General features: G+C 66.2%; 13 protein-coding genes and 1 tRNA gene. 8 read left to right on the top strand and 6 right to left on the bottom strand.

Features of this window, described 5'->3' with window-relative positions; genetic code table 11:
- Positions 1-22: 22 nt before the first annotated feature.
- Positions 23-2,137, bottom strand: coding sequence for a malate synthase G (locus CG471_RS19370; RefSeq protein ID WP_099233138.1), 2,115 nt, complete (start codon positions 2,135-2,137; stop codon positions 23-25).
- A 96-nt stretch (positions 2,138-2,233) separates the two neighbouring features.
- Between CG471_RS19370 and CG471_RS19365 the strand changes: the two genes are divergently transcribed.
- From CG471_RS19365 to CG471_RS19355, 3 genes are read left to right on the top strand one after another with little or no spacing between them, the layout of a single operon-like run.
- Positions 2,234-3,151 carry a LysR family transcriptional regulator gene (locus CG471_RS19365; protein ID WP_099233136.1) on the top strand — a complete coding sequence of 306 codons (918 nt, stop codon included), beginning with the start codon at positions 2,234-2,236 and terminating at the stop codon, positions 3,149-3,151.
- A gap of 27 nt (positions 3,152-3,178) precedes the next feature.
- Positions 3,179-5,446: an NADP-dependent malic enzyme gene (locus CG471_RS19360; RefSeq protein WP_004207688.1), complete on the top strand. Its 2,268-nt coding sequence runs from the start codon at positions 3,179-3,181 to the stop codon at positions 5,444-5,446.
- Between the two features lie 60 nt (positions 5,447-5,506).
- Positions 5,507-6,187 carry a L,D-transpeptidase family protein gene (locus CG471_RS19355; RefSeq protein ID WP_010337124.1) on the top strand — a complete coding sequence of 227 codons (681 nt, stop codon included), beginning with the start codon at positions 5,507-5,509 and terminating at the stop codon, positions 6,185-6,187.
- Positions 6,188-6,193: 6 nt separating this feature from the next.
- On the opposite strand, the gene CG471_RS19350 is transcribed toward CG471_RS19355, so the two are convergent.
- Positions 6,194-7,066: an EamA family transporter gene (locus CG471_RS19350; RefSeq protein WP_097385688.1), complete on the bottom strand. Its 873-nt coding sequence runs from the start codon at positions 7,064-7,066 to the stop codon at positions 6,194-6,196.
- Between the two features lie 184 nt (positions 7,067-7,250).
- On the opposite strand from CG471_RS19350, the gene CG471_RS19345 reads away from it, so the two are divergent.
- From CG471_RS19345 to CG471_RS19330, 4 genes are all read left to right on the top strand, one after another.
- Complete coding sequence (locus CG471_RS19345; protein ID WP_037521766.1) at positions 7,251-8,447, top strand: MFS transporter; 1,197 nt, start codon at positions 7,251-7,253, stop codon at positions 8,445-8,447.
- A gap of 40 nt (positions 8,448-8,487) precedes the next feature.
- Entirely contained in the window at positions 8,488-9,624 is a 1,137-nt protein-coding gene (locus CG471_RS19340) for an aspartyl/asparaginyl beta-hydroxylase domain-containing protein (RefSeq protein ID WP_099233134.1), read from the top strand.
- Positions 9,625-9,717: 93 nt separating this feature from the next.
- The gene (locus CG471_RS19335) at positions 9,718-10,377 is read left to right on the top strand and encodes a YitT family protein (protein ID WP_180275745.1); all 660 of its coding nucleotides are present in this window, start codon (positions 9,718-9,720) and stop codon (positions 10,375-10,377) included.
- Positions 10,378-10,449: 72 nt separating this feature from the next.
- Positions 10,450-11,754, top strand: coding sequence for a M20/M25/M40 family metallo-hydrolase (locus CG471_RS19330; RefSeq protein ID WP_099233130.1), 1,305 nt, complete (start codon positions 10,450-10,452; stop codon positions 11,752-11,754).
- A 50-nt stretch (positions 11,755-11,804) separates the two neighbouring features.
- Here the strand turns inward: CG471_RS19330 and CG471_RS19325 are convergent, their stop codons facing one another.
- The gene (locus tag CG471_RS19325; protein ID WP_180275747.1) at positions 11,805-12,338 is read right to left on the bottom strand and encodes a hypothetical protein; all 534 of its coding nucleotides are present in this window, start codon (positions 12,336-12,338) and stop codon (positions 11,805-11,807) included.
- Positions 12,325-12,711, bottom strand: coding sequence for a phosphoribosyl-AMP cyclohydrolase (gene hisI / locus CG471_RS19320; RefSeq protein WP_099233154.1), 387 nt, complete (start codon positions 12,709-12,711; stop codon positions 12,325-12,327). Before hisI ends, CG471_RS19325 begins: the two co-directional genes overlap by 14 nt.
- 240 nt (positions 12,712-12,951) lie before the next feature.
- Here hisI and CG471_RS19315 point away from each other — a divergent pair, with 240 nt between their 5' ends.
- Positions 12,952-15,228 carry a TonB-dependent receptor gene (locus CG471_RS19315; RefSeq protein ID WP_099233126.1) on the top strand — a complete coding sequence of 759 codons (2,277 nt, stop codon included), beginning with the start codon at positions 12,952-12,954 and terminating at the stop codon, positions 15,226-15,228.
- Between the two features lie 192 nt (positions 15,229-15,420).
- Here the strand turns inward: CG471_RS19315 and CG471_RS19310 are convergent.
- Both CG471_RS19310 and CG471_RS19305 read right to left on the bottom strand, forming a co-directional pair.
- Positions 15,421-15,497 (bottom strand) — tRNA-His (locus CG471_RS19310).
- An 82-nt stretch (positions 15,498-15,579) separates the two neighbouring features.
- Positions 15,580-16,069: septal ring lytic transglycosylase RlpA family protein (locus CG471_RS19305; protein ID WP_257211608.1), on the bottom strand; the 490-nt coding region annotated here is incomplete at its 5' end.

Genomic DNA, 16,069 nt, shown 5'->3' with positions numbered 1-16,069 from the left:
TGGGAAAGAGTGACAGCGAAGTTTACGCTATCTCGAGGACTTCCTCCGCCTTGGCGCGGGCGCGATAGGCGTGCAGCAACGGCTCGGTATAGCCATTGGGCTGCTCGACACCCTCGAACACCAGGGCGCGTGCTGCCTGGAAGGCCAGGCTCTCGCCCTCCCGCCCGCTCATCGGCTGATAGAGCGGATCGGCTTCATTCTGCGCATCGACCTTGGCCGCCATGCGGGTTAGCGCAGCATCAACCTGTTCCGCGGTGCAGACACCGTGCAGCAGCCAGTTGGCCATATGCTGCGAGGAAATGCGCAAGGTCGCGCGATCCTCCATCAGGCCGACATCATGGATGTCGGGAACCTTGGAACAGCCGACACCCTGGTCGATCCAGCGGACGACATAGCCCAATATGCCCTGCGCATTATTGTCCAGTTCCTGCGCAATCTCTTCTTCGGAGAAATTGCGGCCGACCGCGACGGGAATGGTCAGCAACTTGTCGAGCGACGCAATGCCCTCGGCCTTGCGTTCTTCCTGACGGGCAAAGACGTCGACGCGGTGATAATGGGTCGCGTGCAGCGTCGCCGCCGTCGGGGACGGAACCCAGGCGGTGTTGGCGCCGCTCCGCGGATGGCCGATCTTCTGCTCCAGCATGTCGGCCATGCGATCGGGCGCCGCCCACATACCCTTGCCGATCTGCGCCCGGCCCGACAGGCCGCAGGCGAGGCCGATCTGGACGTTGCGATCCTCATAGGCCGTGATCCAGTCGCTCGCCTTCATCTCGCCCTTGCGGATCATCGGCCCGGCCTGCATCGACGTGTGCATCTCGTCCCCGGTGCGGTCGAGGAAGCCGGTATTGATGAAGACGATCCGGTCGCGGACGGCATGGATGCAGGCCGCCAGATTGGCCGATGTGCGCCGCTCCTCATCCATGACACCGACCTTGATCGTGTGGCGCGCCATGCCGAGCATATCCTCGATCGCGTCGAACAGGCGGTTGGTGAAGGCGGCTTCCTGTGGCCCGTGCATCTTGGGCTTGACGATATAGACGCTGCCCGCGCGGCTGTTGCCATCCGCCTTGGCCAGATCATGCAGCGCGATCAGGCTGGTGACGATGCCGTCGATGATCCCCTCGGGCGCGTCCTGCCCATCGGGCAGCGCGATCGCCGGCGTGGTCATCAGATGACCGACATTGCGGACGAACAACAGGCTGCGGCCCGGCAGCGTGAAGCTGCTGCCATCGGGCGCAGCATAAGCGCGATCGGGATTGAGCGCGCGGGTCATCTGCCGCCCGCCCTTCTCGAACGTCTCGGTCAGATCGCCCTGCATCAGCCCCAGCCAGTTGGCATAGGCGGTGACCTTGTCCGCCGCATCGACCGCCGCGACCGAATCCTCCAGGTCGCAGATGGTGGTCAGCGCAGATTCCAGGATGACGTCGGATATGCCGGCGGGATCGGTCGCGCCGATCGGATGCGCGGGATCGAAGACGACCTCGATATGCAGGCCATGATGACGGAACAACCTGCCCTTCGCGCTGGTGCCGACAAACTGCGCCGGATCGGCCAGGACGATTTCTCCGCCGGCCAGATCGGCCCAGCGTCCCGTTGCCAGCGGAACCGCATCGTCCAGGAACGCCTTGGCCCAGGCGATGACCTGCGCCCCGCGCGCCGCATCATAGCCCTTGCCCGAAGCCGTGCCCGCTATGGCATCCGTGCCATAGAGCGCGTCATACAGGCTGCCCCAGCGCGCATTGGCAGCGTTCAGCAGGAAACGGGCGTTGAGGATCGGGACGACCAATTGCGGCCCGGCCATGCGGGCGACTTCGGTATCGACATTCTCGCTGCCGATCGCGAACGGCGCCGGTTCCTCGACCAGATAGCCGATCTCGCGCAGGAAGGCCTGATAGGCGGCGGCGTTGTGCGCCTGCCCCCGGCGCACCTGATGCCAGGCATCGATCTGCGTCTGCAGGTCATCGCGCGTGCGCAGCAGCGCCGCATTGTCGGGGGTGAAGCGCGCCAATATGTCGGCAGTGCCCGCCCAGAAGGCGTCGGCATCAATGCCCGTGCCCGGCAGCGCGCGCTGCTCGATGAAGTCGGCCAGCGTTTGTGCAACCTTCAAGCCGGCGCGTTCGATCATGCGGTCGGTCATGCAATCCACTCCTTGCTATGTCGTCCTTTTACGCCTTTCCAATTATGCCGTGTAGACGCTATTATTCGAATAGAGACTTTCCTGTGGTGAACGAATATGATGGACCCGGACCATGAATTGTTCGTGAGCATCGTCGATGAAGGCGGGCTGGCGGCCGCTGGACGGCGGCTCCACATATCGCCGGCGATGATGTCCAAGCGGCTGGCCCGGCTGGAGGACAGGCTGGGCGCCAGGCTGATCCACCGCACCACCCGCCGGCTCGCGCTGACCCCGGCGGGCGAGCGGCTCCATGGCGACCTGCGCGCGATCCTCGCCTCTCTCGACGAAGCCGAACGTCGCGTATCGGGCGTGTCGGCGATTGCGTCCGGGCCGCTGCGAATCACCGCCCCGACCTCCTTTGGCCGCATGCATCTCGCGCCCTATCTCCAGCCTTTCCTGGACGACCATCCGCGCGTCGACCTGCGGCTCGACCTGTCGGACGACTATGTCGATCTGATCGAAAGCCGGGCGGACCTGGCCATCCGCATCGCCGCCGATCCGGGGGCCGGCCTCACCGCCCGAAGGCTCGCGCCCAATCGGCGCATCCTGTGCGCCGCACCCGCCTATCTCGACCGCTTCGGCACGCCGCGCCGCATCGCCGACCTCAAGCATCACCGCCTGCTCGCCGCCGACGGCCAGCTACCCTGGCGGCTGATCGGCCCCAAGGGGCCGGTCGCGATCGATGGCCACAGCCATATCCGCACCAACAGCAGCGAAGTCGTGCGCGAACTGGCGCTGTCGGGCAGCGGCATCGCGCTGCGTTCGCTGTGGGACATCAGCGACGCGCTGGCGCAGGGCGACGTGCGCCAGATCCTGCCCGATCATGAAGGATCGAGCGACGTCGCCCTCTATGCCGTGCAACTGCCACAGGCCAATCCGCCGCTGGCCATCACCGCCTTCGTCGACTTTCTTGCTGCGCAATATGCCCTTGCGCCGCCGTGGGAGTCGCGGACGAACCGCACTGGCTTGCCCTAGCGGAACACAGTCTCTAAGGCGCATCGCATGGACGATAACACCCGCCGCGCCGCCCTAGACTATCACCGCCTTCCCCAGCCCGGTAAGCTCGCGATCGAGCCGACCAAGCGCATGGTGAACCAGCGCGATCTGGCGCTGGCCTATTCGCCGGGGGTGGCCGCCCCTTGCGAGGAGATCGCTGCCGATCCCGCCAAGGCGCTGGACTATACCGCGCGCGGCAATCTGGTCGCGGTCATCTCCAACGGCACCGCCGTCCTCGGCCTCGGCGCGATCGGCGCGCTGGCGTCGAAGCCGGTGATGGAAGGCAAGGCCGTCCTCTTCAAGAAATTCGCCGACATCGACGTGTTCGACATCGAAGTCGACACCACCGACACGGACAAGTTCGTCGAAGCCGTCGCCCTGCTGGAGCCGACCTTTGGCGGCATCAATCTGGAAGACATCAAGGCGCCCGAATGTTTCGAGATCGAACGGCGCCTGAAGGAACGGATGAACATTCCGGTCTTCCATGACGATCAGCATGGCACCGCCATCGTCGTCGCCGCGGCCGTGCGCAACGCGCTGGTGCTGCAGGGCAAGACCCTGGCCGATGCAAAGCTCGTCACCTCGGGCGCCGGCGCCGCCGCGCTCGCCTGCGTCGACCTGCTCGTCTCGATGGGCCTGCCGATCGACAATGTGACGATGACCGACAAGGACGGCGTCATCCATTCGGGCCGCGAAGGCATGCTGCCCAACATGGCGCGCTATGCCCGCGACACCAACGCGCGCACCCTGCCCGACGTGCTGCCGGGCGCCAACCTGTTCCTGGGCCTGTCGGCGCCGGGCGTGCTGAAGCCGGAATGGCTGCCGCTGATGGCGCCCAATCCGCTGATCTTCGCGCTTGCCAATCCGGAGCCGGAAATCCGCCCGGAAGCCGCGCGCGAAGTGCGCCCGGACGCGATCATCGCCACCGGCCGGTCGGACTATCCGAACCAGGTCAACAACGTCCTGTGCTTCCCCTATATCTTCCGCGGCGCGCTGGATTGCGGCGCGACCCAGATCAACGAAGCGATGAAGGTCGCCGCCGCCGACGCGATCGCCGCCCTCGCCCGCATGCCCGCGCATGACAGCGTGGCGCAGGCCTATGGCGGTCGCAAGCTGGTGTTCGGCGCCGATTACATCATCCCGACCCCGTTCGATCCGCGCCTGATCGGCGAGATTGCCGGTGCCGTGGCCAAGGCGGCGATGGACAGCGGCGTCGCCACCAAGACGCTGGACCTGGAAGAATATAAGCGCGCCCTGTCGCACCAGAACACCCGCTCGGGCCAGCTGATGCTGCCGGTCTTCCATGCCGCGCGCGGCAGCCAGTGCCGCATCGTCTATGGCGAGGGCGAGGATGAGCGCGTGCTGCGCGCGATCCAGGACGGTCTGGACGAAGGCATCGTCAAGCCGACCATCGTCGCACGCCGCCGCCTGCTGGAACAGAAGCTGGCCGACATGGGCCTCAGCTTCCAGCTCGACCGTGATGTCGAGGTGATCGATCCCGAGACGGATCATGACATCATGCGCGAACTGGTCGAGGCCTATCGCGCCATCGCCGCGCGCAAGGGCGTGCCGCCAGACGAAATCCTGCGCCATGTCTATCGCCGCCCGACCGTCACCGCCGCCATGCTGCTGCGTACCGGCCGGGTCGACGCCGCGCTGGTCGGTGGCCGCTCCGAATATTGGGGCCAGGTCGAACATGTGCTGCGCATCATCGATCGCGCGCCCAACCACAGCCGCATCTATGCGCTGTCGGGCCTGATCCTGGACGCCGGCGCGCTGTTCATCACCGACACCCATATGGTGCCGGACCCGACGCCGGACCAGATTGCGGAAATGACGCTGCTCGCGTCGACCGAATTGCAGCATTTCGGCCTCAAGCCGCGCGTCGCGCTGCTGTCGCACTCCAATTTCGGTGCATCGAACAGCCCCAGCGCCCGCAAGATGCGCGCCGCGCTCGATCTGGTGCGCCAGGCCGCACCGGAGCTGGCGGTCGACGGCGAAATGCATGCCGACGCCGCCCTCAGCCAGGCGTTGCGCGAACGGTTGATCCCCGACTCCCGGTTCGAGGGGCCGGCCAACCTGCTGGTGATGCCGAACCTCGACGCCGCCAATATCACGCTGACGGCGCTCGGCGCTTCGTCCAGCTCGCCCACGGTCGGGCCAATGCTGATCGGCACCGCCCAGCCGATCCATGTGCTGACGCCCGGCGTCACCGCGCGCGGCATCCTCAACCTGACCGCCATCGCCGCCGCCGAAGTGGCGCGCGAAGGCTGACCTTAACCTTTGCCGGTTAAGCTGTTAGCTTGACCGGCAAAGGATGAAGCGAGGAAGATCATGGCAGGCGTCATCGGCACATTGGCTCGCAGCCTTGGCCCGAAACTGCTGATCGGCGCCGTCTTGGGCGGCGGCGCGCTGCTGCTGACCGACAAGATTGATCGCAACGCCGGCAACGCGACCCAGGCCAAACCGGCCGAGGCCGCCGCCGCGCCCAAGCCGCTGCCGCTGGTCGAACGGCGCAGCGACCAGGGCATGAAGGTCGATCCCCATGCGCTGGCGGTCAAGCGCGTGCTCAAGATCGAAGGCCCCTTCGAGCATGGCGACTATGCCTGGGACGAGGAAGGCGCGCCGGCCAAGGGGCCGGTCATCATCACCGTCGACCTGAAAGCCCAGACCCTTTCCGTCTTCCGCGACGGCTATGAAATCGGCGCCGCCGTCATCCTCTATGGCGCGACCGACAAGCAGAGCCCCTTGGGCGCCTTCCCGATCATGCAGAAGGACGCCGACCATTATTCCAGCACCTACAACAACGCGCCCATGCCCTATATGCAGCGGCTGACCAGCGACGGCGTCGCCATCCATGGCAGCGACGTCAAATGGGGCTATGCCACCCATGGCTGCATCGGCGTGCCCAAGGAATTTGCGCAGAAGCTGTTCGGCGTCACCAAGGTCGGCGACATGGTCATCATCACCAACGGCAAGATGCTGGATACCAGCAAGGCCGTCGTCAGCGGCTGACCCGCCCTATTGCGGCGCATCCTCGATCGCGGGCGCATGACGCACCGTCAGCGCGCTGCCGCCTGATGCCGCGATGATGCAGAATATCGCCACGCCCTGCAGCGCCGTCAGCCGCTCGCCCAGCACGACGAAGCCGGCCAGCGCGCCGATCGCCGGCGCCGCGCTCAGCAACAGGCCGAACACCGGCGCGGGCAGGCGCCGCATCGCCTCCATCTCCAGCGAATAGGGCAAGGCGCTCGACAGCAGGGCGATCGCCAGCCCGACCATCAGCACCCAGGGCGAAAGGAGCGACGCGCCAGCATGGGTCAGCCCGACCGGCAGCACCAGGATCGCCGCCGCCAGCATGCCCCAGGCGACCGCATCGCCGCGCAGCGCGCCCGACACCCGCTTGCCGGTCAGGATATAAAGCGCCCAGCAGGCCGCCGCGCCGACAGCGAAGATGACACCCAAAGGATCAAGCACGGCGTCGCTGCGCAGCGGCAGGAGCAGCAACAGGCCGATCACCGCCGCGCCCAGCCACAGGAAATCGCGCGGCCGGCGCGACCCGAACAGCACGATCGCCAGTGGCCCCGTCACCTCGATGGCCATGGCGATGCCCAGCGGGATGCGGGCGAACGCCTGATAGATCAGCAGGTTCATCAGCGCGAGGGTCGCGCCATAGATCAGCAACGGCCAGCGCACATCGGCCGGGATCGGCCGCCGCCATGGCCGCCGGAACAGCATCAGCAGGATCGCGGCCAGGAAGATGCGCAGCGCCGCGATGCCATAGGCACCGACGATCGGGAACAGCGTCTTGGCAAAGGCCGCGCCCATGTTCATCGACAGCAGCGACGCCAGCACGGCGCCAGCCCCCGCCAGCACGGCACCCTGCCCGTTCATCTCATTCCTGCCCATATTCAATGAATACCATATACGATTAATTGGAAAAGTGTCATTCGATGCCGCGTTGCACCAGATGCGTTGCCAGTTGCAAGAATCTCATACGTATGCAGCCTTGACCATCGCTGTCACTCGGCCCATCTGGCGGACTTCCGTCATTTTGCATTGCAGCATGGAGCTTGTCATGGGCAGCCAGTCCCACAAGGCGCACCCCGCGCTCGTCCTTTTCGCGCTGTCCGTGGGCGCCTTTGCGATCGGCACGACCGAATTCGCCTCCATGAGCCTGCTGCCCTTCTTCGCGCGCGACCTCCACATCGACCTGCCGACCGCCGGCCATGCGATCAGCGCCTATGCGCTGGGCGTGGTAGTCGGCGCGCCGCTGATCGCCGCCTTTGCCGCGCGCCTGCCGCGCCGCACGCTGCTGATCGCGCTGATGGCGATGTTTGCTGTCGGCAATGGCCTGTCGGCGCTGTCGCCCAGCTATCACTGGATGCTGCTGTTCCGCTTCCTTTCGGGCCTGCCCCATGGCGCCTATTTCGGTGTCGCCGCCCTGGTCGCGGCCAGCCTGGTGCCGATCGAGAAGCGCACGCTAGCCATTGCCAAGGTGATGTCGGGCCTCACCATCGCCACGGTATTGGGCGTGCCGGTCGCCAACTGGATGGGCCAGATACTGGGCTGGCGCTCGGGCTTCTTCGTGGTCTGCGCGCTCGCCGTGCTGACCATGAGCCTGGTCGCGCTCTACGCCCCGCGCGATGCCGGCGACCCGAAGGCCAGCCCGATGCGCGAACTGAGCGCGCTCGGCAAGTCGCAGGTCTGGCTGACCCTGCTGACCGGCGCGATCGGCTTTGGCGGCCTGTTCGCGGTCTACACCTATGTCGCCTCGACCATGATCGAGGTGACCCATGTGTCCGAAACCCTGGTGCCGCTGATCCTGATCGTCTTTGGCCTGGGCATGACGGTCGGCAATCTGGCGGTTGCCTGGCTCGCCGACCGCGCGCTCAACCGCACCGTCATCGGCATCCTCGTGTGGAGCGCCGTGGCGCTGGCCCTCTTCCCCTTCATGGCCGGGAATATCTGGAGCCTCAGCCTCATCGTCTTCCTGATCGGCATTGGCGGCGGCATGGGCACGCCGTTGCAGGCGCGACTGATGGATGTCGCGGGCGACGCCCAGACGCTGGCCGCCGCGCTGCACCACAGCGCCTTCAACATCGCCAATGCGCTCGGCCCCTGGCTCGGCGGCCTGTCGATCGCGGCAGGCTATGGCCTGGTGTCGACCGGCTGGATCGGCTGCGCCTTGTCGCTGGGCGGCCTGGCCATCTATCTGGTCGCCATCGCCACCGCACGGCGCAGCACCCAGCCCGCGCTGGTGCCCTGCGAATAAGCCGCTTCCTTCCATCCGTTCCGCTGGCTAAGGCGGGCGGATGAACGATCGGGCACGCGAACAGAGTTTGCAGGACGCGGCGATCGCCGCATTGCGCCGCGGCGACGCGGCGGTGGCGCGCGCCACCCTCTCCGAAATGGCCGATCCCCCGGCCATGCTGCTGGCCCAGGCCTGCAATCGACTGGACGATCTGGACGGCGAACAGGCCGCGCTCAACCGCATCCTGCAACAGGATATGCGCAACCTGCCCGCCATGCTGGCAATGGGCCAGAACCTGATCCGGCGCGGCGACGAGCGCGGTGCATCGATCTGGTTCCGCGGTGCCCTGGCGCAGGCGGCCGCCACCGGCGCGCCCCCCGCGCTGCAACCGCTGCTGCAACAGGCGCAGGCCAGCATCGCCCAGTCCGGCCGCAAGTTCGAGGATCATCTGAGCGCCGCCATCGCCGACCTGCCCGCCCTGCCCCGGATTGCGCAGGCGACCGACCTGTTGCTGGGCAAGAGCGAACTCTATCTGCAACAACCCAGCATGTTCTATTTCCCCGGCCTGCCGCAGCGCGCCTTTTACGAGCGCGACGAATTTGCCTGGGTGCCGGCGGTAGAGGCGGCAACCGACGCCATCATCGCTGAACTGAACGACGTCCGTGCCGGCGCGCCCGATTTCGCGCCCTATGTCCAGACGCCCACCGATCGCCCGGCGCCCAACAACCCGCTGCGCGACGATCCCTCCTGGGGCGCCTATTATTTCTGGCAACAGGGCGAGATCGTGGCGGACCATGCCGCCCGCTGCCCCGCCGTCATGGCCGCGCTCGACCATGCCGATCGCCCGATGATCACCGGCCGTTCTCCCATGGCGCTCTGGTCGCTGCTCAAGCCCAGCACCCATATCCAGCCCCATCATGGCCTGCTCAACACCCGCCTGATCTGTCATCTGCCGCTGATCGTGGCCGACAATTGCGCGCTGCGGGTCGGTGCGCAGACACGCACCTGGGTGCCGGGCGAGATGCTGATCTTCGACGACAGCATCGAACATGAGGCCTGGAACCGGGGCAATGACACCCGCGTCGTCCTGCTGTTCGAAGTCTGGCGCCCGGAAATCCACGCGGAGGAACGGATCGCGCTCACACGCCTGTTCGAAGCGATCGACCAGTTCGGCCCGAAACAGGTCGACGCCGGTTAACGCCCCTTTTCAGAATGCCCGTCTGCGACTATGGGCGCGGACAAAGACGACAAGAGAGGATGGCACGGGGCGCTCACGCTTTTCGGACATGCCATGACCTCGATCGACCCGACGCCCCCGGCGCCGTCTCCTGCCCTGCCCGTTCCGCCCGCCCATGTCGCGCGGCCGCATAGTCCTGCCGAGGATTTCTATGCGATCGCCATCGGCTGCGCCTTCATCGCCATGGGGCTGATGCTGCTGAAACATGCAAAGCTGGTGACCGGCGGCATGGCCGGCATCGCGCTGCTGCTGTCCTATCTGATCCATCTGTCGCCCGCGACGCTGTTCCTGCTGATCAACATCCCCTTCTTCCTGTTCGCCGGGCGGGCGATGGGCATGGCCTTCGGCCTCAAGACCCTGTTCGCCAATATCGCGATCATGGGCGTCGGCCTTGCCATGCCCTATGCGATGGAGATCGCCCGGATCAGCCCCTTCTTCGCCGCGCTGTTCGGCGGCTCGATCATCGGCTTCGGCATCCTCGCCATCGCGCGCCATGGCGCGGGCGTGGGCGGCGTCGGCGTGGTCGCGCTGATCCTGCAGAAATCGCGCGGCTGGAATGCCGGCCGCACCCAGATGGCCTGCGACGTGCTGATCCTGCTCGCCTCGCTGCCGATCCTCAATGCCGAGCGTTTTGGCCTGTCCGTCCTGTCGGCCGCCGCGATCAACGCCGTGCTGTTCGTCAACCACCGCCCCGGCCGCTATATCGGCCATTGATGCGCGCCGGCCTCCCCGGCTAGACGGACCCCGGCGCCCACGCCGGTGCGCCCATCATAAAAGGGGTCCAGAATGAAGCGGTTCGCGCTCTGTATAATATTGGCCAGCACGGCCCTGTCGGTTCCGGTCCGTGCCGCCACGCCCACCAGCGCGACCGCACCGGCCGATGCCCGCGCCATTGCCGCGATCCGCGCGCGCCCGGCGGTCAAGGCCGCCTTCGCCGCGCTGGAGGCCGAACATGACCAGTGGGTCGACAATATCGTCACCCTGACCCAGATTCCGGCGCCGCCTTTCAAGGAAGAGGCGCGGGCCAAGGCCTATGCCGACATGTTCCGCGCCGCCGGCCTTACCGATGTGGAGATTGACGAGGGCGGCAATGTGCTGGGCCTGCGCCGTGGCAGCGGCAAGCCGGGCGGCAAGCTGATCGTCGTGTCCGCCCATCTCGACACCGTCTTTCCCGAAGGCACGCCGGTCACGGTCCGGCGTGAAGGCAACAAGCTCCACGCGCCCGGCGTCGGGGACGATGTCGCCGGCCTCGCCACCCAGTTGAGCCTCATCAAGGCGATCGTCGGCGCCAATATCAGCGCGCCGATGGACATATTGTTCGTCGGCGATGTCGGCGAGGAAGGGCTGGGCGATCTGCGCGGCATGAAGCAGCTGTTCCACAAGGGCAAATATAAGGACCGCATCGCCAGCTTCTTCTCGATCGACGATGGCTCGGTCGATGGCCTGATCAATGGCGGCGTCGGATCGAAGCGCTATCGCCTGACCTTCACCGGCCCCGGTGGCCACAGCTTCGGCGCCTTCGGCCTGGTCAATCCGATGACGGCGATGAGCCAGGCGATCGTCGACCTCTACAAGATCCCGGTGCCCCAGTCGCCCAAGACGACCTACAGCGCCAGCGTCGTGGGCGGCGGCTCGTCGGTCAACGCCATCCCGCAGGAAGTCTGGCTGCAGGTCGACATGCGATCGGAAAGCGCGGCTGAACTGGCCAAGCTGGAACAGGCGTTCCTGGCCACGGTGGACAAGGCGGTCGAGACCGAAAATGGCGCCCGCTCGATCAAGGAAGGGCCGATCCGCGTCGACAAGAAGGTCGTGGGCGATCGTCCGGCCGGCAGCACCGCCGCCGACACGGCGCTGGTCCGCCAGACCGCCGCCGCCTATGCCGCCGAAGGCGTCACCGCGCGCATGAGCTTCAGCTCGACCGATGCCAATGTGCCGATGAGCCTGGGCATCCCGGCCATCACCATCCCGCGCGCGGCGACCGGCGGCCGGGGTCACTCGCCCGACGAATGGATCGACGTGTCGGCGCCGGAATCGCTCAAGGTCAAGCGGATGGACCTGGTCGCCCTGCTCGCCGCAGCCGGCTATCGCTGATCAACCTGACGGGGCTGGCAGACATGCCAGCCCCGTTCAGTCCGTCCTGTTCAGTCCGCCTCGCACAGCGGTTCATCCTCGCGATCGCGCGCGCGCAATGCCGCGCCCGCATCATTGGCGATGCGCGGGAAGGTCACCCCTTCCAGATTGCCGCGCCCGTCGCACAGCCGGTCACAGGCCATGTCGACCACGCCGGGCAGCGCCACCTGGTCGCCATCATATTGGGCGACGATGATGCACTTCCTGCCCCCGGAAAAGCTCAGGATCAGCTTGTCGCCGGCCCGCCGCGCCGTGCCCGCGCCATGGCAGCTCTGTTCGGTGCCGAAGATCGCCTCCAGCCCGAAACGATAGTCGCCCGACTTGGCGGGAAGGACGCAGAGCGAATCCCGCCCTGCCTCATGCCTCCGCTGATACAGCCCGACCGGCGCGACCTTCGACGCATCGGCAATGGCGCCGGTCGCGATCGCCGCGCGCTCCAGCCCCGAAGCCGCAGCCCCGGCGCGATCAGGCGCGGCGGCGCCCGGCGTTGCCGCCTGCTGGCACCCGGCCAGAAGACATGCCAGGAAAAGGCTATTGCGCCGCATCAACACCCGGTTCATCGACCGCGCTCAGCCCATCGGGTCCGATCCGGCGGAAGAAGCAGGACCGCGCGCCGGTGTGGCAGGTCGGCCCCGCCGGCTCGGCCAGCACCCAGACGGCATCCTGGTCACAGTCGATCCGGATGTCGCGCACGCCGAGCATATGGCCGGAGCTTTCGCCCTTCTTCCAAAGTGATTGGCGGCTGCGCGACCAGAAATGGGCCAGGCCGGTCTCGACCGTCAGCGCCAGCGCCTGCGCATTCATATGCGCCACCATCAGCACTTCCCCCGAGGTGACATGGGTCACCACCGCAGTGATAAGGCCATGATCGTCATATTTGGGGTTGAGGGTCAGCCCCCGGTCGCGTGCGTCATCCATCCGCGCGCTATAATCGCCAATGCGGCCCGTGCGAAGTCCCTTCGGCGCTTTGCACTGGGGCACGGCCTGACAGCGCCATCGGGTCGGACTGTCGCATTTTGGCAAATCTGTTGCACGGATGCTACAGAATGGCGACAGTCCTGCTTGCTCCCAGGCCCGCGCGCGCATAGCGTCGCGCGCGATCCGCAACAGCGGACACCAGCAGGGAAACGGATGCCAGGCCAATCAAGGGGGCCAAATATGACATCTTCGCATATCTTCACCAGCATTTCGCGCGGCGCGCTCGCCGTTGCACTCACCGCTCTGGCGCCGATCGGTGCCGCCCACGCCCAGACCGAAGCGCCCGCCGCATCGGGCGAAGGCCTGGGTGAAATCGTCGTCACCGCCTCGCGCCGGGCTGAAAATGCCAAGGACGTGCCGGTCGCCGTGACCGCCATCGGCGGCGAAAAGCTCGACGCGCTCAACAGCAGCGGCCTCGACGTCCGCTTCCTCGCCGCGCGCACGCCCAGCCTTCAGGTCGAAAGCTCGTTCGGCCGCACCTTCCCGCGCTTCTACATCCGCGGCCTTGGCAACACCGATTTCGATCCCAACGCCGCCCAGCCGGTCTCGGTCGTGCTCGACGATGTCGCGCTCGAAAATCCGATGCTCAAGAGCTTCCCGGTGTTCGACCTTGCCAGCGTTGAAGTGCTGCGCGGCCCGCAGGGCACGCTGTTCGGCCGCAACACCCCGGCGGGCGTCGTCAAGATGACCTCGGCCGCGCCGACCGATCATTTCACCGGCTATGCCAGCGCCTCCTGGGCCACCTACAACACCGTCAATGCCGAAGCCGCGATCGGCGGCCCGATCGCCGACGGCCTCAGCTTCCGCGTGTCGGGCCTGCTCCAGCGTCGCGACGACTGGGTCAAGAACGACAATGAAGGCGGCACCGCCGCCAGCGAGCTGGAAGGCTATCGCGACATGGCCGGCCGCGTGCAGCTGGCCTATGAAGCCGGCGACTTCAAGGCGGTGCTGAGCGGTCATTATCGTGACCTGGACGGCAGCCCGCGCGTGTTCCGCGCCAACATCTTCAAGCAGGGCAGCAACCATTTCGTCGACGGCTTCGACAAGGATCATGTCAACCTGGACGGCTATACCAGCCAGTCGATGAAGCAGGGCGGCGGCAATCTGCGCATGCAGCTCCATGTCGACGGCCTGGGCACCTTCTTCTCGACCACCGGCTATGAGAAGGCGAGCGTCGAAAGCACCGGCGACATCGATGGCGGCGGCTGCTACCCCTATACCGGCTGCACCGCCGGCCAGCTCGGCGTCGGCTCGTTCGACTCCAACACCGGCGGCGTGACCAAGCCGGAGGAATTCAGCCAGGAATTCCGCTTCGCGACGGACGACATGAACGGCATCCGCCTGCAGGCGGGCACCTATTTCTTCCACCAGCGCCTGAAATATAACGAATATGCCTATGATCTCGCGGGCAACCGGGTGAGTGCGATCCTGCACAACAACACCAACGAGAATATCGGCCTGTTCGCCTCGGGCGAAGCCAAGGTGACGTCGGCCCTGACGCTGCGCGCCGGCGTGCGTTATTCGCACGACGACAAGCGCGACACGATCACGCTCGATCCGGCGCTCGCCGCCAGCAGCATCTCGTCGCAGCTGATCGGCGTCGACCTGCCGCTCAGCAACACCGCGCAGGGCAGCAACCTGTCCTGGGACGTCAGCGCCACCTATGCGCTCAGCCCCGACGTCAATCTCTATGGCCGCGTCGCCACCGGCTATCAGGGCCCGGCGATCCAGGACCGCGTGACCTTCTTCAGCGTCCCCTCGGTCGCCAAGAAGCAGACCACCATCTCCTATGAGGGCGGCATCAAGGGCGCGATCGCCAACATGGTCCGCTTCGACCTGTCGGCCTATTACTGGAACACCGACGATCTGCAGCTGACGGCTGTCGGCGGCGTCGGCAACTCGGCCCGCCTGATCAACGTGAACAAGGCGGTCGGCTATGGTCTGGAAGGCAATCTGGAGGCGCAGCCGCTCGATCACCTGAACCTGACCGTGGGCGGCAGCTACAACTTCACCGAAATCCGCGACAAGAACGCCTTCGTGGCGGTCTGCGGCTCGGGCATGTGTACGCCTACCGGCAACACCTTCGTCGATGGCGGCACCACCTACAGCTATCTGGATGGCAATGACCTGCCCCAGGCGCCGCGCTACATCGCCAATGCGACCCTGCGCTATGCCATCCCGGTCGGCGACGCGGGCGAAGTCTTCGCCTATACCGACTGGGCCTATCGTAGCAAAATCAACTATTTCCTCTATTCGGCAGCCGAATTCCGCGGCCGTTCGTCGCTGGAGGGTGGCCTCAAGGTCGGTTACAAGTCGAACCATGGTTATGAGATCGCGGCCTTCGCCCGCAACATCACCAACCAGATCCGCGCCGTCAGCGCGATCGACTTCAACAACCTGACCGGCATGATCAACGAACCGCGCATCATTGGCGGCATGATCAAGGCCAGCTTCTAAACCTGGGTCTCAACGCCCCATAGGCGTTAGTCGGCAGAGGAAGGGCGTCCCGCAAGGGGCGCCCTTTCTTGTTGCACCCAGGGCAGCGGAAAGCCGCCGCCACGCGCCAGGAAAATCACCGAAGCCAGAAACGCGAAAACCCCATCCTGCCAAGGCAGGACGGGGTTTCATTTCGCGCATTCCCGAAGGAAATGGGGCGATCGACGGGATCCGAACCCGCGACCTCCGGTACCACAAACCGGCGCTCTAACCAACTGAGCTACGATCGCCACAGGGGCTGTTGCCCCGCGAGAAGGGCCACATATGCGGCCGCCCCTCCCCCGTCAAGCAGCTTATGTCAAAGGATGAAAATTATCGCCCGGCATCATTGCCGGACGCCGCCAGACGGGCGCGCAGCACGGCCAGTTCATCCGCCCCGACGCGCGGCCGCCCCTCCGCCGGCTTGCCCTTGCGCAGCTTCTTGCGATCCTTTTCCGACGGATCGACGGCACGAACCCGGACCGCCGCATGGCCCTGACCGCGAATCCCCAGTTCCTCCGCCGCGCCGCGCGACAGATCGATGATCCGGCCGCGCGAAAAGGGGCCACGGTCGTTGATCCGCACCAGGATCGTCCGCCCGGTATCGAGCGCCGTCACCTCGACATAGGCGGGCAAGGGCAGGCTGGTATGTGCCGCCGTGATCCAGCCCGGCCGGAAGCGTTCGCCATTGGCGGTGCGATTGCCCGATTCCGATCCATACCAGCTGGCATAGCCGACCAGGTCATAGCCCGGCTGGTCAGCCGGCACATAGGTGGTGCCGCGCACCGTATAGGGCTTGCCGATGCGCACCGGCATGTCGCTC

The sequence above is a fragment of the Sphingobium sp. IP1 genome (genome assembly GCF_002708645.1).
In the GTDB taxonomy this organism is placed as follows: Bacteria; Pseudomonadota; Alphaproteobacteria; order Sphingomonadales; family Sphingomonadaceae; genus Sphingobium; species Sphingobium yanoikuyae.
The sequence above is the reverse complement of the archived record's forward strand: the minus strand, read 5'-3'. Positions and strand labels throughout refer to the sequence as shown.

Coding starts and splice junctions, on each gene's coding strand:
- CG471_RS19370 (WP_099233138.1), bottom strand. CDS start 2,137: ATGACCGACCGCATGATCGAACGCGCCGGCTTGAAGGTTGCACAAACG.
- CG471_RS19365 (WP_099233136.1), top strand. CDS start 2,234: ATGATGGACCCGGACCATGAATTGTTCGTGAGCATCGTCGATGAAGGC.
- CG471_RS19360 (WP_004207688.1), top strand. CDS start 3,179: ATGGACGATAACACCCGCCGCGCCGCCCTAGACTATCACCGCCTTCCC.
- CG471_RS19355 (WP_010337124.1), top strand. CDS start 5,507: ATGGCAGGCGTCATCGGCACATTGGCTCGCAGCCTTGGCCCGAAACTG.
- CG471_RS19350 (WP_097385688.1), bottom strand. CDS start 7,066: ATGAACGGGCAGGGTGCCGTGCTGGCGGGGGCTGGCGCCGTGCTGGCG.
- CG471_RS19345 (WP_037521766.1), top strand. CDS start 7,251: ATGGGCAGCCAGTCCCACAAGGCGCACCCCGCGCTCGTCCTTTTCGCG.
- CG471_RS19340 (WP_099233134.1), top strand. CDS start 8,488: ATGAACGATCGGGCACGCGAACAGAGTTTGCAGGACGCGGCGATCGCC.
- CG471_RS19335 (WP_180275745.1), top strand. CDS start 9,718: ATGACCTCGATCGACCCGACGCCCCCGGCGCCGTCTCCTGCCCTGCCC.
- CG471_RS19330 (WP_099233130.1), top strand. CDS start 10,450: ATGAAGCGGTTCGCGCTCTGTATAATATTGGCCAGCACGGCCCTGTCG.
- CG471_RS19325 (WP_180275747.1), bottom strand. CDS start 12,338: ATGCGGCGCAATAGCCTTTTCCTGGCATGTCTTCTGGCCGGGTGCCAG.
- hisI (WP_099233154.1), bottom strand. CDS start 12,711: ATGGATGACGCACGCGACCGGGGGCTGACCCTCAACCCCAAATATGAC.
- CG471_RS19315 (WP_099233126.1), top strand. CDS start 12,952: ATGACATCTTCGCATATCTTCACCAGCATTTCGCGCGGCGCGCTCGCC.